The organism is Pseudomonas sp. NBRC 111123 (assembly GCF_001320205.1).
In the GTDB taxonomy this organism is placed as follows: Bacteria; Pseudomonadota; Gammaproteobacteria; order Pseudomonadales; family Pseudomonadaceae; genus Aquipseudomonas; species Aquipseudomonas putida_J.
Map to the genome: position 1 here is coordinate 46,830 of NZ_BCAZ01000017.1, position 26,024 is coordinate 72,853.

Annotated in this window: 23 protein-coding genes and 2 riboswitches; of the genes, 17 read left to right on the plus strand and 6 right to left on the minus strand. The window is 65.2% G+C overall.

Going from position 1 to position 26,024, the window contains the following annotated elements; all coding sequences use genetic code 11:
- The first annotated feature begins 23 nt into the window (after positions 1-23).
- From APH27_RS11235 to APH27_RS11270, 8 genes are all read left to right on the plus strand, one after another.
- Positions 24-368, plus strand: a complete 345-nt coding sequence (locus APH27_RS11235; RefSeq protein WP_027919898.1) for a carboxymuconolactone decarboxylase family protein — start codon at positions 24-26, stop codon at positions 366-368.
- Between the two features lie 78 nt (positions 369-446).
- A complete protein-coding gene (locus tag APH27_RS11240; protein ID WP_027919897.1) occupies positions 447-1,016 on the plus strand; it encodes a GNAT family N-acetyltransferase in 570 nt (189 codons plus the stop codon).
- A gap of 34 nt (positions 1,017-1,050) precedes the next feature.
- Positions 1,051-1,257, plus strand: a riboswitch (cobalamin riboswitch).
- Between the two features lie 108 nt (positions 1,258-1,365).
- Complete coding sequence (locus APH27_RS11245) at positions 1,366-3,483, plus strand: TonB-dependent siderophore receptor (protein ID WP_060484829.1); 2,118 nt, start codon at positions 1,366-1,368, stop codon at positions 3,481-3,483.
- A gap of 191 nt (positions 3,484-3,674) precedes the next feature.
- On the plus strand, positions 3,675-4,841 hold the full coding sequence (locus APH27_RS11250; protein ID WP_060484830.1) for a DUF1624 domain-containing protein: 1,167 nt from the start codon (positions 3,675-3,677) through the stop codon (positions 4,839-4,841).
- Positions 4,842-4,869: 28 nt separating this feature from the next.
- Positions 4,870-5,070: riboswitch (cobalamin riboswitch) on the plus strand.
- A 108-nt stretch (positions 5,071-5,178) separates the two neighbouring features.
- Positions 5,179-6,189: an ABC transporter substrate-binding protein gene (locus tag APH27_RS11255; protein ID WP_027919894.1), complete on the plus strand. Its 1,011-nt coding sequence runs from the start codon at positions 5,179-5,181 to the stop codon at positions 6,187-6,189.
- Positions 6,186-7,202, plus strand: a complete 1,017-nt coding sequence (locus APH27_RS11260) for an iron ABC transporter permease (RefSeq protein ID WP_027919893.1) — start codon at positions 6,186-6,188, stop codon at positions 7,200-7,202. The genes APH27_RS11255 and APH27_RS11260 overlap by 4 nt, the downstream gene beginning before the upstream one ends.
- Positions 7,199-7,987 (plus strand): ABC transporter ATP-binding protein, encoded by a 789-nt coding sequence (locus APH27_RS11265; RefSeq protein ID WP_060484831.1) that lies wholly within the window; start codon positions 7,199-7,201, stop codon positions 7,985-7,987. The genes APH27_RS11260 and APH27_RS11265 overlap by 4 nt, the downstream gene beginning before the upstream one ends.
- 17 nt (positions 7,988-8,004) lie before the next feature.
- Complete coding sequence (locus tag APH27_RS11270) at positions 8,005-9,354, plus strand: OprD family porin (RefSeq protein WP_027919891.1); 1,350 nt, start codon at positions 8,005-8,007, stop codon at positions 9,352-9,354.
- Positions 9,355-9,366: 12 nt separating this feature from the next.
- On the opposite strand, the gene APH27_RS11275 is transcribed toward APH27_RS11270, so the two are convergent.
- Complete coding sequence (locus tag APH27_RS11275; protein ID WP_027919890.1) at positions 9,367-9,867, minus strand: GNAT family N-acetyltransferase; 501 nt, start codon at positions 9,865-9,867, stop codon at positions 9,367-9,369.
- A gap of 110 nt (positions 9,868-9,977) precedes the next feature.
- On the opposite strand from APH27_RS11275, the gene APH27_RS11280 reads away from it, so the two are divergent.
- The 7 genes from APH27_RS11280 (at position 9,978) to APH27_RS11310 (ending at position 17,679) form a co-directional block, all read left to right on the plus strand.
- The gene (locus APH27_RS11280; protein ID WP_060484832.1) at positions 9,978-10,457 is read left to right on the plus strand and encodes a hypothetical protein; all 480 of its coding nucleotides are present in this window, start codon (positions 9,978-9,980) and stop codon (positions 10,455-10,457) included.
- 125 nt (positions 10,458-10,582) lie between these two features.
- The gene (gene uvsE, locus APH27_RS11285) at positions 10,583-11,602 is read left to right on the plus strand and encodes a UV DNA damage repair endonuclease UvsE (protein ID WP_060484833.1); all 1,020 of its coding nucleotides are present in this window, start codon (positions 10,583-10,585) and stop codon (positions 11,600-11,602) included.
- Positions 11,603-11,745: 143 nt separating this feature from the next.
- The gene (locus APH27_RS11290; protein WP_060484834.1) at positions 11,746-12,522 is read left to right on the plus strand and encodes a ParA family protein; all 777 of its coding nucleotides are present in this window, start codon (positions 11,746-11,748) and stop codon (positions 12,520-12,522) included.
- 115 nt (positions 12,523-12,637) lie between these two features.
- Positions 12,638-13,048, plus strand: a complete 411-nt coding sequence (locus tag APH27_RS11295; protein ID WP_027919886.1) for a DUF2946 family protein — start codon at positions 12,638-12,640, stop codon at positions 13,046-13,048.
- 68 nt (positions 13,049-13,116) lie between these two features.
- The gene (locus APH27_RS11300) at positions 13,117-15,267 is read left to right on the plus strand and encodes a TonB-dependent siderophore receptor (RefSeq protein ID WP_060484835.1); all 2,151 of its coding nucleotides are present in this window, start codon (positions 13,117-13,119) and stop codon (positions 15,265-15,267) included.
- A gap of 286 nt (positions 15,268-15,553) precedes the next feature.
- The gene (locus APH27_RS11305) at positions 15,554-16,195 is read left to right on the plus strand and encodes a hypothetical protein (protein WP_256250576.1); all 642 of its coding nucleotides are present in this window, start codon (positions 15,554-15,556) and stop codon (positions 16,193-16,195) included.
- A gap of 149 nt (positions 16,196-16,344) precedes the next feature.
- Positions 16,345-17,679 (plus strand): MFS transporter, encoded by a 1,335-nt coding sequence (locus APH27_RS11310; protein WP_060484837.1) that lies wholly within the window; start codon positions 16,345-16,347, stop codon positions 17,677-17,679.
- Positions 17,680-17,943: 264 nt separating this feature from the next.
- Here the strand turns inward: APH27_RS11310 and APH27_RS11315 are convergent, their stop codons facing one another.
- Genes APH27_RS11315 through APH27_RS11325 form a run of 3 tightly spaced genes read right to left on the minus strand, consistent with a single transcriptional unit; the run spans position 17,944 to position 23,516 of the window.
- Entirely contained in the window at positions 17,944-21,081 is a 3,138-nt protein-coding gene (locus tag APH27_RS11315; protein ID WP_060484838.1) for an efflux RND transporter permease subunit, read from the minus strand.
- A gap of 16 nt (positions 21,082-21,097) precedes the next feature.
- Entirely contained in the window at positions 21,098-22,270 is a 1,173-nt protein-coding gene (locus APH27_RS11320; protein WP_060484839.1) for an efflux RND transporter periplasmic adaptor subunit, read from the minus strand.
- On the minus strand, positions 22,263-23,516 hold the full coding sequence (locus APH27_RS11325) for a TolC family protein (RefSeq protein WP_060484840.1): 1,254 nt from the start codon (positions 23,514-23,516) through the stop codon (positions 22,263-22,265). The genes APH27_RS11320 and APH27_RS11325 overlap by 8 nt, the downstream gene beginning before the upstream one ends.
- Positions 23,517-23,733: 217 nt before the next feature.
- Here APH27_RS11325 and aroQ point away from each other — a divergent pair, with 217 nt between their 5' ends.
- Positions 23,734-24,183: a type II 3-dehydroquinate dehydratase gene (aroQ, locus tag APH27_RS11330; protein ID WP_060484841.1), complete on the plus strand. Its 450-nt coding sequence runs from the start codon at positions 23,734-23,736 to the stop codon at positions 24,181-24,183.
- A complete protein-coding gene (locus tag APH27_RS11335; RefSeq protein ID WP_060484842.1) occupies positions 24,180-25,028 on the plus strand; it encodes a shikimate dehydrogenase in 849 nt (282 codons plus the stop codon). The genes aroQ and APH27_RS11335 overlap by 4 nt, the downstream gene beginning before the upstream one ends.
- Before the next feature lie 114 nt (positions 25,029-25,142).
- On the opposite strand, the gene APH27_RS11340 is transcribed toward APH27_RS11335, so the two are convergent.
- Both APH27_RS11340 and APH27_RS11345 read right to left on the minus strand, forming a co-directional pair.
- Positions 25,143-25,682, minus strand: coding sequence for a thioredoxin family protein (locus tag APH27_RS11340; RefSeq protein WP_060484843.1), 540 nt, complete (start codon positions 25,680-25,682; stop codon positions 25,143-25,145).
- Entirely contained in the window at positions 25,672-25,947 is a 276-nt protein-coding gene (locus tag APH27_RS11345) for a DUF2790 domain-containing protein (RefSeq protein WP_027919876.1), read from the minus strand. Before APH27_RS11345 ends, APH27_RS11340 begins: the two co-directional genes overlap by 11 nt.
- Between the last annotated feature and the right edge of the window lie 77 nt (positions 25,948-26,024).

Below are 26,024 nucleotides of genomic sequence, written 5' to 3' on the forward strand. Positions count from 1 at the left end.
GCAACCTTGCCAAGGTGAAGACGATGAGCATGATGGACTGGGACGCCTACCGTAAGCAGTTGATGGCCGGCATCGGCGATCTCAAGCAGTTGTCCCCCGACACCGTCGCCGGCTACATGACCGCCAGCGGTGCAGGTGCCAAGACCAACCACCTGGACGCCAAGACCCGCGAACTGATCTCCCTGGCCGTGGCCGTCACAACCCGTTGCGACGGCTGCATCGCCGTGCACTCGCAACAAGCCGTCAAGCACGGCGCCACCCGCGAGGAAATCGCCGAGGCCCTGGGTGTGGCCGTGGCGATGAATGCCGGGGCCGCGCTGGTCTACTCGGCGCGCGCCATGGACGCAGTGGGCAAGGCCAACGGCTGAAGCCAACCGGCGTCGCCGCCCTTGCGCGACGGCGCCGCGCCACCCAGACTTGGCGGCCTAGCCATTGCAGGAACCGCCATGATTCACATCCGCCCCATGACGCCCGACGACTTCGAGCGTTTCTGGCCGACTTTCCAGGCCATCGTCCAGGCCCGCGAGACCTACGCCTTCGACCCCACACTGACCATCGAGCAGGCACGCCAGCTGTGGCTGCAACTGCCGCTGCGCACACGGGTGGCCGAAGAGGATGGCGAACTGCTCGGCTCCTACTACCTCAAGGCCAATGCCGCAGGGCCTGGCGCGCATGTCGGCAACTGCGGCTACATGGTCTGCGAGGGCGCCCGCGGCCGTGGCGTGGCCCGACTGATGTGCGAGCACTCGCAGAAGCTGGCGCGCCAGGAGGGCTTCCTGGCGTTGCAGTTCAATTCGGTGGTGGCGAGCAACGAAGTGGCTGTGGCGCTGTGGACCAAGCTGGGCTTCGAGACCGTTGGCCGCCTGCCCAAAGCCTATCGCCATGCCCGCCTGGGGCTGGTCGACTGCCTGGTGATGTACAAGTGGCTGGCCGATGAGCCGGTGGTGGAGAAGCCAGCACTGCTGATCGGGCGCAAGAACATCGAGGCACGGGTGTCGCGCCGCCGCGGGCGCTAGCACGCGCATTTGACGTGCTGGCCATTCGATGGTCAGATGCGCGCCAGTTTCAGGTGTCCTGCGCCGCCGAGCGCAGGGTGAAACGGGAAGCCGGTGCGTCGTGGTCCACGACAAGTCCGGCGCTGCCCCCGCAACGGTAAGCGAGCGATGCCTTCGACACACCACTGTGCGCCAGCATGGGAAGGTGAAGGCCTCACGACCCTCGCAAGCCCGGAGACCGGCCTGAAGCGTCACTTGGCAACCCGCGGTGGGCGGGCGCAGGCCGGTATCCGCGTGTGCGCCTGCATGCGTGGTGTGCCTTTGCGTGTTTTCCACCGGGATCCATTCATTCCTGCAGCAGTGGAACGACATGTCCCGATTCATCAAGCTTCACCCTCTGGCGGCCTGCCTGGCCGTTACCCTGCCAGCCCTGGCCGACGAACCTGTACTGAACCTCCCCTCCACGGCCATCACCGATACCCGTGACCCACAGCATGTCGACCTGGCCACGCCGACCGAGGCCGGTTCACGGCTGCATCTCAGCGCCTTGGAAACCCCGGCCAGCACCAGCAGCATCACTGCCGAACAGATCGAGCAACGCAATAACCTCACCGTGCAGGACGCCGTGACTCGCTCACCCGGCATCAGCTTCATCGGCAACCCGGGCGATGGCGGCACTGGCCTGTCGGCACGCGGCTTCACTGGCCACGGTTCGGTGATGACCCTGTTCGACGGCGCGCGCCTGTACACCGGGGCCGGCACCCAGACGTTCCCGGTCGACCCGTGGATGGTCGAACAGATCGACGTAATCCGCGGCCCTGCTTCGGTTCTGTATGGCGAAGGCGCCACAGGCGCAGTGATCAACGTGATCCCGAAGAAACCGTTCGTTGGCGACATCCACAACCGCCTGCGCCTGGGCTACGGTTCCTGGGACCGCCAGCAGTTGGGGCTGGACAGCGGCGGCAGCCTCAGCGAGCGCCTGAGCTACCGCCTGACCCTGAACCAGCAGGCCGGCAACGGCTGGGTCGACCGCACCGACTCACGCAGCCTGGCGCTCAGTGCCGCACTGCGCTTCGATGCCAGTGACGACCTCAGTTTCACCCTGGCTCACGAACGCGGTGACGCCCAGCCGGCCAACTACTACGGCACGCCGCTGATCGACGGCCAGTACCGCAGCAGCCTGCGCAAGAAGAACTACAACATCCACAACGACGTGCAGCGCTACCACGACGAGTGGACCCGCTTCACCACCGACTGGACGCTCAACGACCACATCAGCGCCAGCAACCAGCTCTACTACATCAAGAGCCGCCGCCACTGGCGCAACGCCGAAAACTACAGCTGGGATGCCGATCGCCAGCAGCTGGAGCGCCAGAGCTACCTGGAGATCAAGCACAACCAGGAGCAGCTCGGCGACCGCCAGGCCTTCACCTTCGACCACCGCCTGTTCGGGCTGGCCAGCAAGACGCTGGTCGGTGTCGAGTACAACAAGGTGCGCTTCAACGTCGACAGCAACCGCCCTTACAACGATGTGGGTGGCGACTACATCGATCCGTGGCAGCCAACCCCGGGCTGGTTCCACAGCGACTCGCCAACCCGCCCGCAGACGCTGTCCACCACCCACACCTTCGCCCTGTTCGCCGAGAACCGCCTGCAGCTCAGCGAGCGCCTGTCGCTGGTGACCGGCGTGCGCCGTGACCAGAACCATATCGACCGCGACAACCTCATCGACGGCAGCCGCAGCGACCGCAGCCTGCAGGGCGGCAACTGGCGCGCAGGGCTGGTGTTGGCGGTCACCGACAACCTGTCGCTGTATGGCCAGTACTCCACCAGCGAGGACGGCGTGGACAACCTGGTCAGCCTCAGCCCGACGCAGATGCACTACGACCTGACCGAGGCGAAGCAGACCGAGCTGGGCCTCAAGCAGCGCTTCTGGGAGGGCCGTGGCGAGTGGACGCTGGCAGCGTTCCATATCGTCAAGAACAAGCTGCTGGTGGATGACCCGATCACCCACGAGGCGCAGCAGGCCGGGCAACAGACCTCCGATGGTCTGGAGGCGTCGCTGGAACTGGCCTGGGGGCAGCAGTGGCAGGTGTCGGCCAACGCCTCGCTGGTGCGGGCCACGTTCGATGATTTCGACGAGGTTGTCGATGGTGTGGCCCAGGACCGTGCCGGCAACCGGCCGGCCAATGTGCCGCGACGCACGGCCAACCTGTGGCTGAGCAAGGGTTTTGGCCAGCAGGTGGAGGCCGGGATCGGCGCGCGGTATGTGGATGAGCGTTATGCCGACTCAGCCAATAGCCAGCGTGCGCCGGGGTATACCGTGGTCGATGCGAACATCGGCTGGCAGGTGCTGCCGGATGTGCGCCTGGGGTTGCAGGTGAACAACCTGTTCGACCGGGAGTATGTGGCCTCGGTGTTCAGTGGCGAGCAGTGGGTGATGGGCGCACCGCGGTCGTATTTTGCCACCGTGGATTACACCTTTTAGCTAATGGCCTCTTCGCGGATAAACCCGCTCCCACAGGTACCCCACCATTTCCAAGTGAGTGGTATTGCTGTGGGAGCGGGCCCGCCCGCGAAGAGGCCAGCTCAGGCAACACAAAAACTGCTATCAACCTCACATGAAATAGTTATAAGATAACGTTTCATTTGACATTCATTCCTGCCTGCGACCACCCCATGACCAGTGCCTCAGCCACCCCCACCCTGCTCACCCAGCGCCTGCAGAACATCGATGCCCTGCGCGGCCTGGTGATCCTGTTCATGCTCCTCGACCACGTGCGGGAAACCTTCTTCCTGCACCGCCAGGTCAGTGACCCGATGGTCATAGATGCCACCGACCCATCGCTGTTCGCCAGCCGTACCCTGGCCCACCTGTGCGCCCCGGTATTCGTCCTGCTCACCGGCCTGTCGGCCTGGCTGTATGGCGAGAAGTATCAAGGCCGCAGCGATGTCTCGGCGTTCCTGTTCAAGCGTGGGCTGTTCCTGGTAGCGCTGGAATTCACCCTGGTCAACTTCGCCTGGACCTTCCAGCTGCCGCCGAGCGTGGTCTACATGCAGGTGATCTGGGCCATCGGCGTGAGCATGATCGCCCTGTCGCTGTTGGTGTGGCTGCCGCGCCCTGCCCTGCTCGCCCTGGGCGCGCTGATCATCGCCGGCCACAACCTGCTCGACGGCCTGCACTTCGGCGTGGAGTCGGCCATGCATGTGCCGTGGGCGATCCTGCATGACCGGGGCTGGCTGGAGGTCTCGGACAACCTGCGCCTGCGCACCTCCTACCCGGTGCTGCCGTGGATCGGCGTGATTGCCCTGGGCTACGGCCTCGGCCCCTGGTTCGCGCGTGGCAGCGAAGCCGGCAAGCGCCAGCACCGGCTGCTGATCGCCGGCGTCATCGCCCTGCTCGGCTTCATGGTGCTGCGCCTCTACAACGGCTACGGCGAGGCGCCATGGAGTGGCTACCCGACCGTCACCCAGACGCTGATGAGCTTCTTCAACATCACCAAATACCCGCCTTCACTGCTTTTCCTGGCCCTGACCCTGGGCTGCGGCCTGCTGTTGCTGCGCGCCTTCGAGCGCGCCGGGCTGGCCCGCTGGGTCAGCGCCCTGGCGGTGTTCGGCGCGGCCCCGATGTTCTTCTACCTGCTGCACCTGTACGTGCTCAAGCTGCTGTACCTGGCCTGCGTGGCACTGTTCGGCCTCAACCACGGCAACTACTTCGGCTTCGACGGCATTGGCGCCGTGTGGCTGGCCGCGCTGCTGCTGGCGGCGGCGCTGTACCTGCCGGTGCGCGGGTTTGCCCGGCTCAAGGCGCGGCGGCGCGACGTCCGCTGGCTGAAGTACTTCTGATTTGACCTTTTGCCCGGCGGCCTGATGGTCTACCATGCGGCCCGCCGGTTTCCACCACGGAATCAATAGGGAATCCCAGGCCCGCCCCAGGCGTGCCAAACGGAACTGCCCCCGCAACTGTAAGTGCCGAGCCTGCTCCATCGATGCCACTGGATCAACCGATCCGGGAAGGCCGGAGCCGGGCGACGACGCACCAGTCAGGAGACCTGCCGGCGAACATTCACCAACCGGCGGGGTGTCCGGGATGGCCATCCGTGTTGCCTCTGCGCCTGCAGGGGCTGGGCGATGCCTGTCCGTGCGTTCCTCACCAGAACTGTCCGACAGGAGATCGCCCAGCATGCTGCCCCGTATCACCGCCTTGCTCGCCGGCCTTTGCCTCACCGGCCTGGCCCAGGCCGCCGCCACCCACTACCCGCTGACCATCGACAACTGCGGTGCGCCACAAACCTTTGACCAGGCGCCCGAGCGGGCGGTCACCATCGGCCAGGCCGGCACCGAAATGCTCTACGCCCTGGGCCTGAGCGACAAGCTGGCCGGCACCTCGCTGTGGTTCAACAACGTGCTGCCCGAATTCAAGGCACTCAACGACAAGGTACCGCGCCTGGCCGACAACGAACCCAGCTTCGAGGCCGTGGTCGGCAAGCGCCCGCAACTGGTGGCGGTGCAGTTCGAGTGGATGGTCGGTGCCCAGGGCGCAGTCGCTACCCGTGAGCAGTTCAGCGAGCTGAAGATCCCGACCTACCTGCTGCCCTCGGACTGCGAAGGCAAGGACAACCGGGTCGGCGCCGACGGCACCCGCCTGCAGGCGTTCAAGGTCGAGAGCATCTACAAAAGTGTCAGCCAGCTGGCCGAGATTTTCGACGTACAGGGCCGCGGCGCCGCACTCAATGCCGACCTCAAGGCACGCCTGGACAGCGCGAAACAGCAACTGAGCGGCAAGGACCTGGCCAACACCTCGGCACTGTTCTGGTTCTCCAGCGCCAACCTCGACATCGACCCCTACGTTGCCGGCCGCCAGGGCGTGGCCGACTTCATGTTGCGCACCCTGGGCGTGCGCAACGTGGTCGAATCCACCGAGGAGTGGCCGACCGTAGGCTGGGAAACCCTGGCCAAGGCCAACCCGACCTGGCTGATCATCGCGCGCATGGACCGCCGTCGTTTCCCCGCCGACGACTACCAGAAGAAGCTCGAATTCCTCCATAGCGACCCGGTGACGAAAAACATGGACGCGGTGAAACACAACCGCATCATCATCCTCGACGCCGACGCCATGCAGGCCGGCATTCGCCTGTTCCGTGGCCTGCAGACCCTGTCTGCGGCCTTCGCCAGCGGTCACGCGGCGCAGTGATGAGAGCCCTGCCCTACAGCGCCCTGGCCCTGCTGGCCCTGCTCGCGGCCGTGCTGGCCGGCACCGCCATCGGCGAGACCAACCTGTCGCCGAGCGTGGTCTGCCAGGTGCTGGCCAACCACCTGTGGCAGGCCGGTTACCCGGTCGACCCGATCGATGCCGGCATCGTCTGGAACTACCGCCTGACCCGCTCGCTGGTCGCCGCCGCCTGCGGTGCGGGGCTTGCGACCTGCGGGGTGATCCTTCAGGCGCTGCTGCGCAACCCGCTGGCCGAACCGTACCTGCTGGGCCTGTCCGCAGGCGCCTCGACCGGCGCGGTGCTGGTCGGCCTGCTGGGGCTGGGCAGTTTCGCCCTGAGCATGTCCGGCGGCGCCTTCATGGGTGCCCTGGCAGCGTTCGCCCTGGTGCTGGTGCTGGCCCGCGCCGCCGGGCCAGGCAGCAACAATGCCCAGGTGATCCTCGCCGGTATCGCCGGCTCGCAGCTGTTCAACGCCCTCACCGCCTTCCTCATCACCAAGTCGGCCACCGCCGAGCAGGCGCGGGGCATCCTGTTCTGGCTGCTGGGCAACCTCAGTGGCGTGCGCTGGCCATCGGTGTGGCTGGCCGTGCCAGTGGCCTTGTTCGGGCTGGTGGTGTGCCTGTGGCACCGCCGGGCGCTGGATGCCTTTACCTTCGGCGCCGACTCTGCGGCGTCGCTGGGTATCGCCGTGCGTCGCAGCCAGCTGCTGCTGATCAGTTGCGCGGCGCTGGTGACAGCGGTGATGGTGTCCATCGTCGGCGCAATCGGCTTTGTCGGCCTGGTCATTCCCCATGCCTTGCGCCTGCTGCTCGGCCCGGGCCATAGCCGCTTGCTGCCGGCCAGCGCCCTTGGCGGGGCGTTGTTCCTGATTGCCGCCGATATCCTCTCGCGCACGTTGATCCCCGGCCAGGTGATCCCGGTGGGCGTGGTCACCGCGCTGCTCGGCGCGCCCGTATTTGCCTTGATCCTGGTCAGCCGACGGGGGCGCCCATGACGGTCATGAACAGCGCGCAACTGGCGCCACTCGCGTGCAGCGGCCTGGGCTTGCACCTGTCGGGCAACACCGTGCTGTGCAACATCGGGCTCAGCGTGGTGGCCGGTGAAACCTTGGCCATCGTCGGCCCCAACGGCTCAGGCAAGTCGTCCCTGCTCAAGTTGCTGGCCGGCCTGCGCACACCGGGTACTGGCAGTGTTCAGCTGCTTGGCGAGCCGCTGGCAGGCCTGCCGCGCCGGCGCATCGCCCAGGCCCTGGCGCTGGTCGAGCAACAAGCCGACACCCTCGATGCGATCAGCGTGTTCGATGCCGTTGCCCTTGGCCGTACGCCGTGGCTGTCGGCGCTGGCACCGTTTTCCAGGGAAGACCGCGCCATCGTCGAACAGGCCCTGGCCGACCTTGATGCAGCGCATCTGCGCACACGTATCTGGCGTACGTTGTCTGGCGGCGAGCGCCAGCGCGTGCACATCGCCCGCGCCCTGGCCCAGCGCCCGCAGGTGCTGCTGCTCGACGAGCCGACCAACCACCTCGACATCCAGCACCAGCTCAGCCTGCTGCAACAGGTGCAGGCACTGCCGGTAACCACCCTGGTGGCCCTGCACGACCTTAACCAGGCGCTGACCTGCGACCGCGTGGCGGTGCTCGACAAGGGGCACCTGGTGGCCCTCGGCAAGCCACTGGATGTGCTCACCCCCGAGCGCCTGCTGAGCACCTTCGGCGTGCACGCCCACTACCTTACCGACCCCTTCGATGGCGCGCGCATCCTGCGTTTTCGCGCCCCCTGAACCAGGAAGTTCCCGCCATGTCGTTACGCCCCGCTGCTGTTCTGCTATCCCTGCCATTGGCAGGCCTGGCACCATTCGCCCTTGCGGACTCGGCGCAGTCGCAAAGCAACGGTTTCGTCGAAGACAGCAACTGGAGCATCCTCAACCGCACGGTCTACGACCAGCGCGATTTCAAACACGGCGGCCGCAACAGCAGCGCACGCAATGCCTACAAGCCACGCAGCGAACGTAATGGGATGGCTGAAGAATGGGCCTACGGCCTGATGGGCACGCTGCAGTCTGGCTTCACCCAAGGCCTTATCGGTGTCGGTGTGGATGCCCACGCCTACCTCGGCGTGCAGCTCGACAGTGGTGGGGGCCGTGCCGGCAAGGCACGCCTGCTGGGCCTGGACAACGACGGCCAGCCGAAGAACGAATACAGCCGTGGCGGCGCGGCGCTTAAACTGCGGGTGTCCAACACCGTGCTGTCCTACGGCGAGCAGCGGGTGAAGACGCCGGTATTCAGCTCCTCCGACAGCCGCCTGCTGCCGGAAACGGCCACCGGTTTCTTCCTTGCCAGCAATGAGATCGACACCGTCAAGCTGGTCGCTGGCCACTTCAACGAAAGCACCGACCGCAACGCGTCCAGCCACGACCAGGGCTTCGTGGTGAACTACTCCGACGGCCGCCAGGGCAACAGCTTCGACCTCGCCGGCCTGGTATGGAACCCCGGCGCCGCCTTCAGTGGCAGCCTGTACACCTCGCGCTACGAAGACACCTGGAACCAGCACTACCTCGGCAGCACCCTCACCCATGCGCTGGACGACCGCCGCAGCCTGAGCCTGGACCTCAACCTGTACCGCACCACCGATACCGGCAAGGCGCTGTCCGGGCGTATCGACAACACCACCTGGAGCCTGGTCTCGCGCTACAACCAGGGCCCGCACAGCTTCAGCCTCGGCTGGCAGCAGGTGGATGGCAACACACCGTTCGACTACGTCACCCGCGGGGCGATCTACATCGCCAACGCCGTGCAGATGTCCGACTTCAATGCGCCGAACGAGAAGTCATGGCAAGCGCGCTACGACCTGAACATGGGCGGCTACGGCGTGCCGGGGCTGAGCCTGAGCGCCTTGTATGTGCGCGGCTTCGATATCGACGGCACCCACCTCGACCCCAACGGCGGCTATGCGTACCTGGGTTATGGCAAGGGTGGCAAGCATTGGGAGCGCGACCTTGAGGCCAACTATGTGGTGCAGAGTGGCCAGGCCAAGGGCACCACGTTCTCGCTGCGGCACAACGTGCACCGAGGTAACACGGCACAGGCGGAGCTGGACGGCGACCAGATTCGGTTAGCGGTGCAATGGCCGTTGTCCGGCAGTTTCTGACAGGCCGCAGGCCTATCTGGCCAGCCAGTTTTCCATGTGCGTCGTGCGCCAGACCGGGTCGTCTTCCACATCGATCAGCGCAAAGCCCTGCTGCTCCCAGAAGCGGATCGCGCCGGGCAGAAACGGGTGGGTATGCAGATACAGGCATTCGACCGCCGAGGCGCGGGCGTGCTCACGCAAGGCGGCGAACAGGGCCGCAGCCAGGCCAAGCCGGCGGTATTCGGGCAGCACGAACAGGCGCACCACCTCGACCACGTGCTTGCCTTGGTAATCGAGTTGGGCGAAGCGGTGGTCGTAGGGCAGATAGCCGATGCCTGCGATCAACCGGCCCTGATCGCGGGCTTCAAGGAAATGGCCTGCGCCTTCCAGATAAGTCTGGGCGAAATGAGCGAGGTCCTTGGGCAACGGCGAACCCGCCAGCATCGGGAATAGCCCGCGACGGGCGCTGTCGATGAACGCCACGACTTCACTGATACAGGCGTGGCTGGGCGGTTGGATGGTCCAGTGGGTCATGAGCGTGCAAACGTAGCTTGAGCGACCGGTTTTTCTACCTCAAGGGCTGCTAGCTGGCAACCCGACACCGCTATAATCCCCCCTCTGCAATACGCGCCCAAGGCCACCCCATGCCCCGCATCCAGAAGTTGCTGTTACCCCTGCTGTTGCTTGCCGCACTCGCCGCCTGCGACCAAAAGCCCACCCGCGAACAGCAGATACTGGCCAACCTGCCGCTGCAGGAGGCCTACGACCACAACATCGAACGCATGGCCGCGCTGCTCACCCGCACCCACCCGCAGCTGGATGCCGCCACGATCAGCAACGTCCTGCGCAAGCACCTCACCGTCGAGGACCAGCGCCAGGACCTGTACAAGCTCTACAGCGAGAAGAACTTCAGCGATGCCGAATTCGCTACCATCGTCGCCGCCACTCGTGACCCGGCCAAGGCCAAGGCGCTGGAAGAGACCGACGAAGGCAAGCGCCTGAGCGACAAGCTCACCGGCCTGATGCGCGAGACGGCGCGGGACGAAAAGGTCCAGGCCCTGGCCGAGCAGCGCATGCAGCAGGTTGAGGATGAGCTGGATGAACTGGAGAAGTCAGGCTCATGACCTGAACCTGGCACCGGCTTCGCCGGTGTTCGCGGGCTTGCCCGCGAAGCGGCCGGCACAGGTTTGAAGTGATCATTCTGTAGTCCACAGGGGTCCAAGGGACATCCCGCAACTGGAGGCTCACCATGCCCCGCCTAGGCTTTGCCTGTATGTACCGCCACCCGCACCGCAGCCTGTCGGTAAAAGCGCTGGAGGCCATCGAGCGCACCTTCAACCCGCGCACCACCACCCTGCGCTGGCTGTCCGCCGCCAGTGCCGAGGCGGCCCGGGCCAAGTTGCTGGAGTTGGTACAGCACAACCTCGACGCCCAGCTGCGCCTGCTGGCCTACGTCAGTGAGCTGCCGCCGATGCTGCGCATGGTGCGCCTGAGCAGCGACCTGCTGCCGCTTTATAGCCACCCTGGTGTGGCACCGCTGTACCGCGACGCCGAGTTCCAGGCCCTGATGGTCGACGGCTTCGCCGCCATCGGCAAGCTGGCCCGCGACCAGGACCTGCGCCTGTCATTCCACCCTGGCCAGTACTGCGTGCTCGGGTCGGACCGCCCCGAGGTAGTGGAAAACAGCCTGGCCGAGTTCGAGTACCACGCCGACATGATCCGCATGATGGGCTTCGGCCAGCGCTTTCAGGACTTCAAGTGCAATGTGCATATCGCCGGGCGCCTTGGCGCGAGTGGTGTACGCCAGGTGTGGCCAAGGTTGTCGCAAGTGGCGCGCAACGTGATCACGTTCGAGAACGACGAGAAGACCTACGGCGTCGACGACTGCCTGGCGCTGGCCGACCTGGCACCCGTGGTGCTGGACATTCACCACTGCTGGATTCATGAGGGTGACTACATCGACCCGCACGACCCGCGCGTGGCACGGATCATCGACAGCTGGCGCGGTGTGCGGCCGACCATGCACTACTCGCAACCGCCAGAGAGCTTGCAGGCGCTGGGCTTCGACGCCGACAGCAAACTGACCATCCCGGCACTGCTGCAGAAGGTGAACAAGCGCGACCTGTACCCGCACAGCGCGCAGATGTGGAACGACTGGACCAACCGCTACGCCCTGCAGTTCGTCGACCGCTTCGACATCATGTTCGAAGCCAAGGACAAGAACCTCACGACACTGGATTTCTACCAACGCTATATCGAAGGGCCATGAGCGCAGAGGCCGCGGAACAGACAGCTTGAACGTCGAGAACGATGAACTTAACTGTTGTAACAAAGCTTGTCATAAAACTGTCGTCTTTCGGTCATAGGATTGACCCCAACCTGACATTTCCCTTCTTCATGGATGAGCGTCTCATGCGTCGTGTGGTTTTCAATCAGAAAGGTGGCGTCGGCAAATCGAGCATCGCCTGCAACCTGGCGGCCGCCAGTGCCGCCGAAGGCTATCGCACGTTGCTGGTCGACCTCGACCCCCAGGCCAACGCCACCTACTACCTCACCGGGCTGACCAACGACGCCATCCCCGCCGGCATCGCCGACTTCTTCCGCCAGACCCTCTCGCCAGTCACCGCCGCCGGCAAGAAGCACCGCGTGGCAATCACCGAAACCCGCTACGACAACCTGCACATGGTGACCGCCAGCCCCGACCTCAGCGACCTGCAGAGCAAGCTGGAGAGCAAGTTCAAGATCAACAAGCTGCGCAAGCTGCTGGTGGAGCTGGGCGAAGACTACGAGCGGATCTACATCGACACCCCGCCAGCGCTTAACTTCTACACCTTCAGCGCCTTGGTGGCTGCCGAGCGCCTGCTGATTCCGTTCGACTGCGACAGCTTCTCGCGCCAGGCACTGCTCAGCGTCATGGCCGAGGTCGAGGAGCTGCGCCAGGACCATAACCCGGCGCTGCAGGTGGAAGGCGTGGTGGTCAACCAGTTCGCCGGGCGCACCGCGCTGCACCAGACCCTGGTCGAACAGTTGCGTGACGAAGGCATGCCGGTGTTGCCGGTGTACCTCAGCAGCTCGATCAAGATGCGCGAATCGCACCAGGTTTCGGTACCGCTGGTGCACATGGCGCCACGCCACAAGCTGGCGCAGGAGTTCGTCGAGCTGCTGGACGTGCTCGAACGCGCCGCCTGAGCTGCGACAACACTGTGGGAGCGGCCTTGTGTCGCGATTGGGCTGCAAAGCAGCCCCCGGATGCTCCACTCAAAAGGACTACCCTGCCGTTCGTCCGGGTGATAGATTCGCCGCCATGAAAATCACCCGGCACACCCGCACGCTGACTGCCTGGACGCTCTATGCCAGCGTCCTGTTCAGCCTGTTGCTGTGCGGCCTGCACCACGGCCAGATGGGAGGCCTGCGCCTGGCCGGCCTGGAAGGTGGTTTCTGCTCGATCAACAGCGAGCACGGTGTGGCCATCGACCTTGACGGTGCCGGCAGCGACCAGCACATGGCCCAGCTCGATTGCCCGGTGTGCTCCTCGTTCGGCCTGGCCGTGCCACTCGGCAGCGGCGGCTGGTCGTTCAGCCCGGCGCAAGCCACTGCCACCTCGCCCATCGTCGTGCGCAGCTGGGCGCAGCCGCCGCCCCGTTACCAACGCCCTGCCCTCACCCCCCGCGCTCCACCTGCCATTTTCCCCGCAGCCGTTAATCATTTCGCCTGACTTGAAGCGGGCGCGCCTGCCTGCGCGCTCGCCGTCAGCCATGACCTTTGCGTGGAAGACCCAACAACATGCTCCGCAAGACCTCCCTGGTGCTCCTCATGGGCACTTGCACCTTCGCCTGGGCGGATGACGCCGCTGTCGAACTCAGCGCCACCACCATCGATGGCGAGCGCGATGCGCCCACCGGCGTGCAACTGGACGAGCCGATCCGCACCGGCTCGCGGCTGGGCCTCACCGCGCGGGAAACACCTGCCTCGGTAAGCGTCTCGGACCGGCGCGTCATCGAAGAACGCGGCGCCAAGGACAGCCAGGACGTGATCAACGCCATGACCGGCGTCAACGCTTCGGCCAACCCCGGCTACGGCGGTTTCGTCAGCTACCGCGGATTCACCCAGAACCAGGTCAGCCAGCTCTACAACGGCATCAACCTCGGCTACAGCAGCGCCACCCGGCCGGTGGATGCCTGGGTGCTGGACCGCGTCGAGCTGCTTGGCGGGCCGTCATCGTTCCTGCATGGCGCAGGTGCCGTGGGCGGCTCGATCAACTACATCACCAAGACCGCCACCCGCGACCAGCAGACCCTCGATGGCCGCGTGCGCTATGGCAGTTACGACGACTCGGAAGTAGCCTTTGGCATCAACCAGGCCCTGGCCAGCAACCCGGCCGATGCCCGCCACTTCATGCGCCTGGATTTCAGCCACACCGACGGCAACGGCTACATCGATCGCAACCAGCGCAAGACCGACAGCCTGGCATTCTCACTGCTCAGTGACCTGACGCCCAACCTGACCCATACCCTGGCGCTGGAATATCAGGAAGACCGTGAGGACAGCCCGTACTGGGGGGCGCCGATACTGCCGGGGCGCAGCACGCTGAAAATCGACAACAGCCGCCGCTTCGAGAACTACAACGTTGCCGACGGCCGTTACGAGCAGCGGGTACGCTGGCTGCGTTCGCTGCTCGATTACCAGCTCAGCGACAGCACCAGCGTGCACAACACCGTGTACCACTACAGTGCCCAGCGCGATTACCGCAACGTCGAGCGCTACAGCTACACCAGCGACGGCAACGTGCAGCGCGCCAGCCCCTACCTGCAGCGCCACGAACAGAGCGTGCTGGGCGACCGCATCGAGTTGCGCCACGACAATCAGCTGTTCGGCCTGGCCAGCCAGTGGTCGCTGGGCCTGGACTACTCGCACATGCGCCAGAGCGTCTACCCGACCTCAGGCAGCTGGACCGATGTGGTCGACCCGGACCACTTCGACCCCGGCAGCTTCTACGACATCCCCGGGGTGAATGCCGGGCTGACCAAGCAGCGCCGGCATGTCACCAGCAACCGCGCGGTGTTCGCCGAAAACCGCCTGCAACTGACCGAGCGCCTGGCCTTGCTCACGGCCCTGCGTTACGACTACCTGGACATGGAGGTGACCAACTATGGCGCGGTGACGCCAACTTCACCGGCATTCTTCGAGCGGCGCTGGGAACCGCTGTCCGGGCGCATCGGCCTGACCTACGAACTGACGCCGTCGGCCAGCTTCTATGCCCAGTACAGCACCGCTGCCGACCTGCCGGCCGGCTCGCTGGCGGCGGCCACCTACGCCAACGTCGGCACGTTCGACCTGTCCAAGGGCGAGCAATGGGAAGTGGGCAGCAAGTTCGACTTCCTCGATGGGCGCGGCGCGGCGACCGTGGCCCTGTACCAGATCGTGCGCAAGGACTTTGCCGTGCGCGATTCGAGCAACCCCAACCTGACGGTCCAGGCCGGCCAGCAGACCTCACGCGGGGTCGAGTTGTCCGGGCGGCTGCAGGTCACGCCGAAGCTGCTGGCCGAGGGCAACTATGCCTACGTCGACGCGCAGTACGATGAGTTCAACGAAGCGGTCAACGGCGTATCGGTTTCGCGCAAGGGCAATGCCCCGGTCAACGTGCCGGCCAATGTCGCGAACCTGTGGCTCACCTATAGCTTCACGTCGGCCTGGTCGGCGGGGGTGGATGCCCGCTATGTCGGCTCGGTGTATGCCGACAACGCCAACACCCTCAAGGCGCCGGCCTACACCCTGTTCGGCACCTTTGCCCGCTATCGGCTGGATGAACACACCACGATCACCGGGCGGGTGCGCAACCTGACCGATGAGGTGTATGCCAAGCAGGCCTATGGGCTGCAGTACTACATGGGCGCACCGCGGACCTTCGAAGTGGCGCTGGACTGGCGCTTCTGACGCCCACGTCTGTGCCGGCTACCACACCGGCACAGACTTTAAGAACTCTCCTACTCAACTCGCTCCCAATTCCTAACTCGCCATCAGTGATAATGTGCAACCTCGTCCACGCCGGCACATGAAGCCCCGGCTCAGGCAATTCAAGGAAGTTCCCGCTTTGAAAGCTCCCGCGTTGAAATCGCTGTCTCCCGCCCTTCTGTCTGTTGCACTTTTCCTGTTGCCTGGCTGCCAAAGCCATGTCGCTGAAAAGGTCGATCCTCAGGCTCGGAAAACGTTCGTGAGCGATATGCAGCAGGCCCTGAAACTCGGCATCGCCACGGCAGATACCGACGAGCAGGTGGGCGTGGTCATGCTGACGGTCAAGCTCGACCAGCACTCCTCCCCCACCCTCTGCAAGGCCAGCAAGGCCCCGGTCAGGTTGGAGATGCAACTACCTGCAGACGTGAAGCGCTCGGTCTTCAAGGCACTGGCCAGCATGGTCGAGACGCAGTGCTGGAAGACCATCTACCCGGTGGTACCCGAGGGGATGCGCGATGAGGACGGCACCGTGGAAGTGCGCGCACCGATGTTCGTGCTGCTGTCCGCGGCCGCACAGGCACCCGGTACGCCACGGCGCCAGGTCATCGCGCAACGCGAGTACTTCTGGCAGCACTTGCTGCGCGACCAACCAGTGAACAGCATCGGCAGGGTCTCGGTGTACTACCAGGCCAACGCGCAAGGCAAGGTCGAAGATTGCCTGGTGCAGATCTACCCGCACCCGCTGCGGCCGAACGACTTTCGCCTGGACGGCACGCTGCAGGCCCAGCTCAACAGCCGTTGCCAGACCATGGACCTGAGCCGCCTGCCGGGTTTTTCGCCAGACATGCACGGCGTGGCCAAAGGATACAGCGAGCTGGAATACGCGCCGTGGCGGGTCGGCCGGCAATAACGGCCTGTGGTCGAATCAGATATCCCGATGTCGCCCTGAACGAAGCCCCCCACTGCGCTACCCGGTCTACTGGCCCTGATAACAACGATGGCGCGCCTTGAGCGCGCCACATTCATCCAGGCTGCCTATGGAAACCGGAGAGCTTCCGTATGTCTGCATCGCATGAGGTATCCCCCGCCACCCTGCGCAGGGTCATCGCCGCCTCGGCCATCGGCAACTTCGTCGAATGGTTCGACTTCGCCGTCTATGGCTTCCTCGCCACGCTGATCGCCAGCCAGTTCTTCGCCAGCGAAGATGCCAGTGTCGCCCTGCTCAAGACCTTTGCCGTGTTTGCCGTGGCCTTCGCCTTGCGCCCGCTCGGCGGCATCGTGTTCGGCGCACTCGGTGACCGTCTTGGGCGCAAGCGCATCCTGTCGCTGACCATCCTGCTGATGGCCGGCTCCACCACCTTGATCGGCCTGCTGCCGACCTACGCCAGCATCGGCCTTGCCGCACCCGCGCTGTTGACCCTGGCGCGTTGCCTACAGGGCTTTTCCGCCGGTGGCGAATACGCCGGCGCCTGTGCCTACCTGATGGAGCATGCCCCACAGAACAAGCGTGCGTTCTACGGCAGCTTCGTACCGGTCTCGACCTTCTCCGCCTTTGCCTGTGCGGCGGTGATCGCCTATGGCCTGGAGGCCAGCCTGTCGGCCGAGGCGATGGCCGCCTGGGGCTGGCGCATCCCGTTCCTGGTGGCCGCGCCGCTGGGGCTGGTGGGTTTGTACCTGCGCTGGCGCATGGAGGAAACCCCGGCGTTCCGCGAAGCTATCGCTCAAGGCAAGGAGCATGAACATTCGCCGCTCAAGGCAACCCTGCGCAACCACGGCCGGGCAATTCGCAACCTGGGCATGTTCATCTCGCTGACAGCCCTGTCGTTCTATATGTTCACCACTTACTTCGCCACCTACCTGCAACTGGTCGGTCACCTGACCCGCGCCCAGTCGCTGCTGGTGACCACCGTGGCGTTGCTGTTCGCGGCGGTCGGTTGCCCACTGGCCGGGGCCTTCTCGGACCGGGTCGGGCGACGCAAGACCATTGGTTTCACCTGCCTGTGGGTGATGCTCTGTGTGTTCCCCGCTTACTGGCTGGCCAGTTCCGGTTCGATGTCGGGGGCGCTGCTGGGGGTGATCCTGCTGGCAGTAGGGGCGCTGTGCAGCGGCGTGGTGACGGCGGCGTTGCTTTCGGAGAGCTTCCCGACCCGTACCCGCTATACCGCTTCGGCAATTACCTACAACGTGGCCTACACCCTGTTTGGCGGTACCGCGCCGCTGGTGGCGACCTGGCTGATCGGGCAGACCGGCAGCAGCCTGGCGCCGGCGTTCTACCTGGTGGTGATTGCGCTGGTGGCGTTGGTGGGTGGGTTGGCGTTGCCGGAAACATCGCGCATTTCGCTGCATGATGAAGCAGGGGGCGATGCAAGCCCTGCAGTCCGCACGACGAGTTGAGATCCCTGGGGGCTGCCTTGCAGCCCCTCGCCGGCAAGCCAGGTCCCACTGGGATAGCGTATGCCTCAAGCATTTCGCAAGCGGTCCGCATACACTGTGGGAGCGGCTTTAGCCGCGATGAATCCAACGCGGTGCAGGGCACCGGCTGCGCCGGTGTTCGCGGCTAAAGCCGCTCCCACAGTGTCCCTGCTAATTCAATGAATTATGTGCAGTTCTATGAGAGCGGGCTTGCCGGCGATGGGCCGCAAAGCGGCCCCGGCGATCTCAATCTTCTTCGCGTCTGTACGCCCACTGATAAAGCGCCGGCAACACCAGCAAGGTCAGCGCCGTGGAAGACAGGATCCCGCCAATCACCACCGTCGCCAGCGGTCGCTGCACCTCGGCGCCTGTCCCTGTCGCCAAGGCCATTGGAATGAACCCCAACGACGCCACCAACGCAGTCATCAGCACCGGCCGCAAGCGCGTCAACGCGCCTTCCTCGACCGCTGCACGCAAACCGCGCCCCTCCTCGCGCAGGTTACGGATAAAGGCGATCATCACCAGGCCATTGAGCACCGCCACCCCCGACAAGGCGATGAACCCCACCCCTGCGGAAATCGACAACGGGATATCCCGTAGCCACAACGCCAGCACCCCGCCGGTCAAGGCAAACGGAATCCCGGTGAACACCAGCAGGCCGTCCTTGAGGTTGTTGAACATCATCAGCAGCAAGGCCATCACCAGCAGCAGCGCCACCGGCACCACCACCTGCAGGCGCTCGGCCGCCGACTGCAACTGCTCGAACTGGCCGCCCCAACGGGTCCAGTAACCTGGCGGGATCTGCACCTGCTCGCGCAGGGTCTGTTCGGCCTGCTCGACGAAGGAGCCCAGGTCACGCCCACGCACGTTGGCACTGACCACCACCACGCGCTTGCCGTCCTCGCGGCTGACCTGGTTCGGCCCCAACTGCAAGTTCAAGGTGGCCACCTGCGACAGCGGGATGAAGCCGATCTGTACCGCACCGGCTGCGGCGCTGGCGGGCACCGGAATCAGCAGGTTGCCCAGGCCATCGACATCGGTACGCAGGGTTTCGGACAGCCGCACCACCATGTCGAAGCGCCGATCGCCCTCGTACAACGTACCCGCCGTGCGCCCACCAACGGCAATGGCGATGGCATCCTGTACGTCACCCACATTCAGGCCGTGGCGCGCGGCCTTGTCGCGGTCGATGTCGATGGTCAGCACTGGCAGGCCGGTGGTCTGCTCGACCTTCACTTCCGAGGCGCCCGGTACCTGCTGCAGGCGGCTGGCGATCTGCGCGGCGGTGCGGTTGAGCACGTCCATGTCATCACCGAACACCTTCACTGCCACATCGCTGCGCACGCCGGAGATCAGTTCGTTGAAACGCAACTGGATCGGCTGCGACAGCTCGTAGTTGCTGCCCGGCACGCTGGCGGCAGCGCGCTGGACTTCGGCAATCAGCTCCTCGCGGGGTTTGCCCGGGTCGGCCCATTGCTCACTCGGGCGCAGCATCACGTAGGCATCGGAGATGTTCGGCGGCATCGGGTCGGAGGCGATCTCGGCGGTACCGGTACGGGCGAATACCCGCTCCACTTCCGGCACCTGGGCGATGATCGCCTGTTCCAGGCGCTGCTGCATGTCCACCGACTGCGACAGGCTGGTGCCTGGCACGCGTAGCGCCTGCAAGGCAAAGTCGCCCTCGCTGAGGCTGGGGATGAACTCGCTGCCCATGCGGCTGGCCATGACCCCAGACAACAGCACCAGCCCTGCGGCGCCGGCGAACGCCAACTTGCGCCGCCCCAGTACCCAGCCGAGCACCGGCGCATAGCGCTGGCGGGCGGTGCGCATGACCACGCCCTCTTCTTCCTTGACCTTGCCGGTGACGAACAACGCGATGGCCGCGGGCACGAACGTCACCGAAAGGATCATGGCCCCCAGCAGTGCCATCACCACAGTGAAAGCCATCGGGTGGAACATCTTGCCCTCGACCCCGGTCAGGGCAAAGATCGGCAGGTACACCACCATGATGATCAACTGCCCGTAGATCAGCGGCCGACGCGCCTCGCGGGCGGCGGCGAACACCTCATGGAAGCGTTCGGCACGGGTCAGCATGCGGCCATGACGCTGCTGGGCATGGGCCAGGCGGCGGATGGCGTTTTCGACGATCACCACCGCACCATCGACGATGATGCCGAAGTCCAGGGCGCCGAGGCTCATCAGGTTGGCGCTGACCTTGTTGCTGAACATGCCGGTGAAGGTAAACAGCATCGACAGCGGGATGACCATCGCGGTGATCAGCGCAGCGCGGATGTTGCCAAGGAACAGGAACAGCACGGCGATCACCAGGACGGCGCCTTCGACCAGGTTCTTCTTCACCGTGGCAATGGCTTTTTCCACCAGGTTGGTGCGGTCGTAGACCGTCACCGCGACCACGCCCCTGGGCAGGTTGCGGTTGATCTCGGCGAGCTTGGCCGCCACCGCCTGGGACACCGTGCGGCTGTTCTCGCCGATCAGCATGAACACCGTGCCCAGCACCACTTCGCGGCCGTTCTCGGTGGCCGCGCCAGAGCGCAGCTCGTCGCCCAGCCCTACCTGGGCAACATGGCTGACGCGGATCGGTGTGCCATCGACGCTGGCGATGACGATGTTGGCAATATCCTCGGCCGAGGCCACCTGCCCCGGCGCGCGGATCAGCAATTGCTCGCCGTTGCGTTCGATGTAGCCGGCACCGACGTTGGCGTTGTTGCGCTCCAGCGCCGCGATCAGGTCGTTGAGGGTGAGTTTGTAGGCCGCCAGGCGCTTGGGTTCGGGGGCGATCAGGTACTGCTTGGCGTGGCCGCCGATGCTGTTGACCTCGGCGACACCGGGCACGTTGCGCAGCTGCGGCTTGATGATCCAGTCCTGGATCACCCGCAGGTCGGTCGCCGTGTAGGGCGTGCCGTCATCCTTGAGCGCGCCCTCCTGGGCCTCCACCGTCCACAAGAAGATTTCGCCCAGGCCCGTCGAGATCGGCCCCATGCCGGCATCGATACCCTCTGGCAACTGCTCGCGGGCCACCTGCAGGCGCTCGTTGACCAGTTGCCGGGCGAAGAAGATGTCGGTGCCATCGTCGAAGATCACCGTCACCTGGGACAACCCCGAGCGTGACAGCGAACGTGTTTGTTTCAGCCCCGGCAGGCCCGCCATGGCGGTCTCGATGGCAAAGGTGATGCGCTGCTCGGTTTCCAGCGGCGAATAACCCGGCGCGGCCGTGTTGATCTGCACCTGGACGTTGGTGATATCAGGTACCGCATCGATCGGCAGTTTCTGGTAACTGTGGATGCCCACGGCAGCCATCAGCACCACGGCGAGCATCACCACCAGGCGCTGCTCGATGGCGAATTGGATCAGGCGTTCGAACATGCAAGCGTCCCCGCGATCAATGGCTGTGCTCGGCAGAAGCCTTGCCGAGCTCGGACTTGAGGACAAAGCTGCCGGCGGCAGCCACCTGCGTGCCGGCCGCCAGGCCTGCGGTGATTTCCACCTGGCCAGCGTCGCGGCGGCCGGTCTTCACCGGGCGGGCCTCGAACCCTTCGTCGGTGCGGGCGAACACCACTGTCTGCTCCTCCCAGTTCTGCAAGGCGCTCTCGGGCACGACGACGGCGGCATTGAAGCGCTCGACATTGACCGCGACGCTGACGAACAGCCCGGGGCGCCAGGCACCGTTGGGGTTGGCCAGGGTGGCGCGCACCGTGGCGGCGCGGTTCTGCTCGCCGAGCAGGCTGCCGACGTAGTTGACCTTGCCTTCGACTTCTGCGCCGAGGTCCGGCGCGCTGACGGTCACGCTGCGCCCAGTGGTGACCCGCGCCAGGTCGCGCGGTGCGACCGCGAAGGTGGCCCAGACCCGGCTGAGGTCCGACAGGGTGAAGGCATTGCTGGTCTCGTCGACCACCTCGCCCACGGTCAGGTGCTTTTCCACCACCACGGCATCGAAGGGGGCGCGCAATTCGTAGCGGTTTCCGGCACCGGCCGGGCCGACTGCTGCCACCTTCTGCCGGGCATTGGCCAGGGCGATCTCGGCCTCTTGCAAGGCCTGGCGCGCCTGCAGGTAGTCCTGCTCGGCGCTGATGCGTTCCTGCCACAGTTGCTGCTCGCGCTGGAAGGTCAGGCGCGCCAGTTCGAGACGATGCTGGGCGGCCTGCTGCTCGCTGCGCAGGTCGGAGATCTGCTGGCTGGCGATCACTGCCAGTACCTGGCCGCGCTTGACCGCCTGGCCGAGTTCGGCCTGCACCGCCTCGACCACACCCGGCACCCGTGGTACCACATGGGCCGTGCGGTCTTCGTCGAAACGGATCTCGCCAGGGAAGCTGATAGCGCTGCCCAGTTCGCGCGGGGCGGCCGTAGCAAGCTGGATGCCGGCCGACTCGATCTGGGCGATCGACAGGTGCAGTGCGCCTTCCTTTTCCTGGTGTTCTTCAGCACCTTCGATGCCGTGGCCATGGCTGTCTTCGCCTTTGCTGGCCTGGCTTGAGTTGCCGGTCCAGGCCAGGCCACCCACGCCGAGCACGGCAATGACAGCGGCCAGAAGAGCGAGTTTGCGGGGGTTAGTCATTGTTGCTCCTGCTGCTCGAATTTTTGCTCAAACCTTCAAGGTCGCCGTAGATCCGCTCGACCTGCGCCCGTGCATCGGTTGCTGCGGCCAGTGCCTCGAGGTACAGCCCGCGCGCATCGATCAACGTGCGTTGGGCATCGAGCACGTCGAGGAAGGCGAACTTGCCCATTTCGAAGCCACGGGTCGCGGTGTCCACGGCCTGCTGCGCCGACGGCAGGATGGTGCGGTCGTAGGCCTGCACCTCCTGCATCGCGGTGCGCCACTGATCGACGGCGCTGCGGGTTTCACTGCGCAGGCGCAGCTCCACCGCATTGCGCAGGTCGCGGGCCTGGTCGGCGCGGCGTGCAGCGGCCAGCACGTTGCCCTGGTTGCGGTCGAACAATGGCAAGGGCATCGACAGGCCCACCACGTTGACCCGCTCGCGGTCTTCGCGGCTGTACTGGCTGCCGACGCTGACGGTGAGGTTGGGAATGCGCAGGGCCTTTTCCGAGCCCAGCGACGCTTCGCCACGCTCGACCTGGGCAGCTGCCAGGCGCCATTCGGCGGTCTGTTCGACCTGGGCAAGCAAGGTGTCGGCTGAAGGGGCCTGGCCGGGTGACAGGTTGCTCGCCTGCAACGCGTCGAAGGTCGCCAGCGGGCTGCCGGTCAAGCGTGACAGCGCCTGGTAGGCCACCGTACGTTGGGTTTCGGCGCGACGTACCTCGGCCTGAGCCTGAGCCAGCTGCACCTGCGCGCGGGTGGCTTCCACCGGCGATGACTGGCCTGCGCTGACCCGGCCCTGCACCACCCGCAATCCGCGTTCGGTCAGCGCCTGCGACTGCTGCGCCAGTTCCACGGCAGTCTGCGCGCGCAGGGCGGCGTGATAAGCCTGGACCACGTCGGCACGCAGGCCATTGCGCTGGCGCTCCAGGTCCAGCTGGGCAATGGCCTGGCCGGCACCGGCCACAGCGATGCGCGCACCGCGCTTGCCGCCCAGCTCCAATGGCTGGCTGAGGGTAACGGTGCTGGTGCTGGTCTCGCGGCGGGTGTCCTCCATTTCCCAGGCCAGTTCCGGGTTCGGGAGCAACCCGGCCTGGCGCCGCTCCCCCTCGGCAATACCGATTGCGCGGCCAGCTGCGGCCAGTTCAGGGTTGTAGGCAAAGGCGGCGCTCAGCGCCTCGGGCAGGCTCATGCCTTGCCCGGCCTGGGCACTGGCGGTGGCCGCCAGCAACAGGCTGAGCAAGGCGATCTTGCGGGGGGTGGGCACTTCGGGCGTCCTCGTCGGCGAGCGTTGGCGAGGAACTGTAAGGACGGGCGGTTATCGGGGCGGTGGCGTGAAAATTACAATTCTGTAATCCGGCTGGCAACGTAAACAAGTCCGATAATCGCCCACTTTGCCCTCCTGCGACAGCCGACCCAATTGACGGAATTAACCACCCGGTACAAACATAGAGACATTCAACAACAACAAAGCGATGCCCGTCATGACGCCCCTTATTCTCGTGCTCAATGGCCCCAACCTGAACATGCTGGGGACCCGCGAACCCACCCAGTATGGCCATGAAACCCTTGCCGACCTGGCCCAGGGTTGCGCCGACACTGCCCAAGCCCACGGCCTGGAAATCGAATTCCGCCAGACCAACCACGAAGGCGAACTGATCGACTGGATCCACGCCGCCCGCGGTCGCTGTGCCGGTATCGTGATCAATCCCGGTGCCTGGACCCACACCTCGGTGGCGATTCGCGACGCCCTGGTGGCCAGCGAACTGCCGGTGATCGAAGTGCACCTGTCCAACGTGCACAAGCGCGAACCGTTCCGCCACCTGTCGTTCGTTTCGTCGATAGCCGTCGGCGTGATCTGCGGCCTGGGCAGCCATGGCTACCGCATGGCCCTGAGCTACTTTGCCCAGATGCTCCAGGAGCCACGCGCATGAGCCAGCCTGCCATCCTTGCCGGCCTGATCGGCCGTGGCATCCAGCTGTCGCGCACCCCTGCCCTGCACGAGCACGAAGGCGACGCCCAGCACCTGCGCTACCTCTATCGCCTGATTGACGCCGACCAGCTCCAGCTCGAAGACAGCGCCCTGGCACAGCTGCTCGATGCTGCCCAGCACACCGGTTTTACCGGGCTCAACATCACCTTCCCGTTCAAGCAGGCGATCCTGCCGCTGCTCGATGAGCTGTCGGACGAGGCACGCGGGATTGGTGCGGTGAATACTGTGGTGCTCAAGGACGGCAAGCGGGTGGGTCACAACACTGACTGCCTGGGCTTTGCCGAAGGCCTGCGCCGCGGCCTGCCGGATGTGTCGCGCCGACGCGTGGTGCAAATGGGCGCTGGCGGCGCCGGCTCGGCAGTGGCCCATGCGCTGCTGAGCGAAGGGGTCGAGCAACTGGTGCTGTTCGAAGTGGACGCGGCGCGCGCCCAGGCGCTGGTCGACAACCTCAATGGCCATTTCGGTGCGGGTCGAGCGGTACTGGGCGAAGACCTTGCAGGGGAAGTGGCCGAGGCCGATGGCCTGGTCAACACCACGCCGGTGGGCATGGCCAAATTGCCGGGTACGCCACTACCGGTGGAGCTGCTTCACCCGCGCTTGTGGGTGGCTGAGATCATCTACTTCCCGCTAGAGACCGAACTGCTGAAAGCGGCGCGAGCGCTGGGTTGCCGCACGCTGGATGGCAGCAACATGGCGGTGTTCCAGGCAGTCAAGGCGTTCGAGCTGTTCAGTGGCAAACCGGCAGACGCCGAGCGGATGCAGGCGCATTTCGCCAGCCTCTCCTGACAGACCGCAACACCCTTTTCGCGGGCAAGCCCGCTCCCACAGGTTCACCGCAGGCATTGAAGTCGGCGTTTCACCTGTGGGAGCGGGCTTGCCCGCGAAGGGGCAAACACCGATCTAACTTTTTTCATCCAGCAGCGCCTGTATGACTTTCTCCTGCCCGGCATAGTCACCCTCGCCAAAGTGCACATGCCGCACCTGCCCCTGGCGATCGACAAAGTAGTGCGCCGGCCAGAACTGGTTACCCCAGGCATTCCACACGTGGTAATCGTTGTCCACCGCCACCGGATACGCGATACCGAGGCGGGCCACTTTGCTCTTCAACTGGCCCACATCATGCTCGTAGTCGTATTCCGGCGTATGCACCCCCACCACCACCAAGCCTTGGTCGGCATAACGCCGCGCCCAGTCGTTGACGTGCGGCAGGCTGCGCTGGCAGTTGATGCAGTCCCAGGTCCAGAAATCCACCAGCACCACCTTGCCCTTGAGCGCCTGGCTATCCAGCGGCGGCGAGTTGAGCCATTGGCTGGCCCCGGCCAGCGACGGCATGGCGCCGTAACGTTCGCGAGCCATCAGTTGCCCTCCGGCCAGGCCCAGGCCAACCAGCGCCAGGGCCACGCCCCCCACTTTCAACAACAGCCGACGATCAGTTGTCATGGCAACCGCTCGTGGCGTAGGTGCGGTATTCAACGCTCTCTTTCTGGCCCTTTGAATCGAGGTAATCCATGCGGGTCTTGACCGGGCCACAGGCGTTGCTCTGGTCATCTTTCACCGACAGCACTTTCTGTACGTCCAGATGGTCGCCGTAGCGGTAGTGCATCACGCTGGCATCGTTCATCGATGTGGTGCTGGCATTGGCGGCAACGGCCGCGAAGCTGAGCACGGCGAACAGGCTGGCGCTGGCGATAGTCTTGAAGTTCATGGCATGTCTCCTTTGCAACACTTTCAGGGGTGGGGATCAGTGCTCCCCGGTTGCTAGCCATTTCACCCCTGCCAGGT

Bases quoted from the DNA above. Each gene is read 5' to 3' on its own strand.
- APH27_RS11345 (WP_027919876.1), bottom strand. From the start codon at position 25,947: ATGAACTTCAAGACTATCGCCAGCGCCAGCCTGTTCGCCGTGCTCAGC.
- APH27_RS11280 (WP_060484832.1), top strand. From the start codon at position 9,978: ATGCCCCGCATCCAGAAGTTGCTGTTACCCCTGCTGTTGCTTGCCGCA.
- uvsE (WP_060484833.1), top strand. From the start codon at position 10,583: ATGCCCCGCCTAGGCTTTGCCTGTATGTACCGCCACCCGCACCGCAGC.
- APH27_RS11305 (WP_256250576.1), top strand. From the start codon at position 15,554: ATGCAGCAGGCCCTGAAACTCGGCATCGCCACGGCAGATACCGACGAG.
- APH27_RS11315 (WP_060484838.1), bottom strand. From the start codon at position 21,081: ATGTTCGAACGCCTGATCCAATTCGCCATCGAGCAGCGCCTGGTGGTG.
- APH27_RS11275 (WP_027919890.1), bottom strand. From the start codon at position 9,867: ATGACCCACTGGACCATCCAACCGCCCAGCCACGCCTGTATCAGTGAA.
- APH27_RS11320 (WP_060484839.1), bottom strand. From the start codon at position 22,270: ATGACTAACCCCCGCAAACTCGCTCTTCTGGCCGCTGTCATTGCCGTG.
- APH27_RS11235 (WP_027919898.1), top strand. From the start codon at position 24: ATGAGCATGATGGACTGGGACGCCTACCGTAAGCAGTTGATGGCCGGC.
- APH27_RS11250 (WP_060484830.1), top strand. From the start codon at position 3,675: ATGACCAGTGCCTCAGCCACCCCCACCCTGCTCACCCAGCGCCTGCAG.
- APH27_RS11255 (WP_027919894.1), top strand. From the start codon at position 5,179: ATGCTGCCCCGTATCACCGCCTTGCTCGCCGGCCTTTGCCTCACCGGC.
- APH27_RS11240 (WP_027919897.1), top strand. From the start codon at position 447: ATGATTCACATCCGCCCCATGACGCCCGACGACTTCGAGCGTTTCTGG.
- aroQ (WP_060484841.1), top strand. From the start codon at position 23,734: ATGACGCCCCTTATTCTCGTGCTCAATGGCCCCAACCTGAACATGCTG.
- APH27_RS11300 (WP_060484835.1), top strand. From the start codon at position 13,117: ATGCTCCGCAAGACCTCCCTGGTGCTCCTCATGGGCACTTGCACCTTC.
- APH27_RS11340 (WP_060484843.1), bottom strand. From the start codon at position 25,682: ATGACAACTGATCGTCGGCTGTTGTTGAAAGTGGGGGGCGTGGCCCTG.
- APH27_RS11335 (WP_060484842.1), top strand. From the start codon at position 24,180: ATGAGCCAGCCTGCCATCCTTGCCGGCCTGATCGGCCGTGGCATCCAG.
- APH27_RS11295 (WP_027919886.1), top strand. From the start codon at position 12,638: ATGAAAATCACCCGGCACACCCGCACGCTGACTGCCTGGACGCTCTAT.
- APH27_RS11270 (WP_027919891.1), top strand. From the start codon at position 8,005: ATGTCGTTACGCCCCGCTGCTGTTCTGCTATCCCTGCCATTGGCAGGC.
- APH27_RS11265 (WP_060484831.1), top strand. From the start codon at position 7,199: ATGACGGTCATGAACAGCGCGCAACTGGCGCCACTCGCGTGCAGCGGC.
- APH27_RS11245 (WP_060484829.1), top strand. From the start codon at position 1,366: ATGTCCCGATTCATCAAGCTTCACCCTCTGGCGGCCTGCCTGGCCGTT.
- APH27_RS11310 (WP_060484837.1), top strand. From the start codon at position 16,345: ATGTCTGCATCGCATGAGGTATCCCCCGCCACCCTGCGCAGGGTCATC.
- APH27_RS11290 (WP_060484834.1), top strand. From the start codon at position 11,746: ATGCGTCGTGTGGTTTTCAATCAGAAAGGTGGCGTCGGCAAATCGAGC.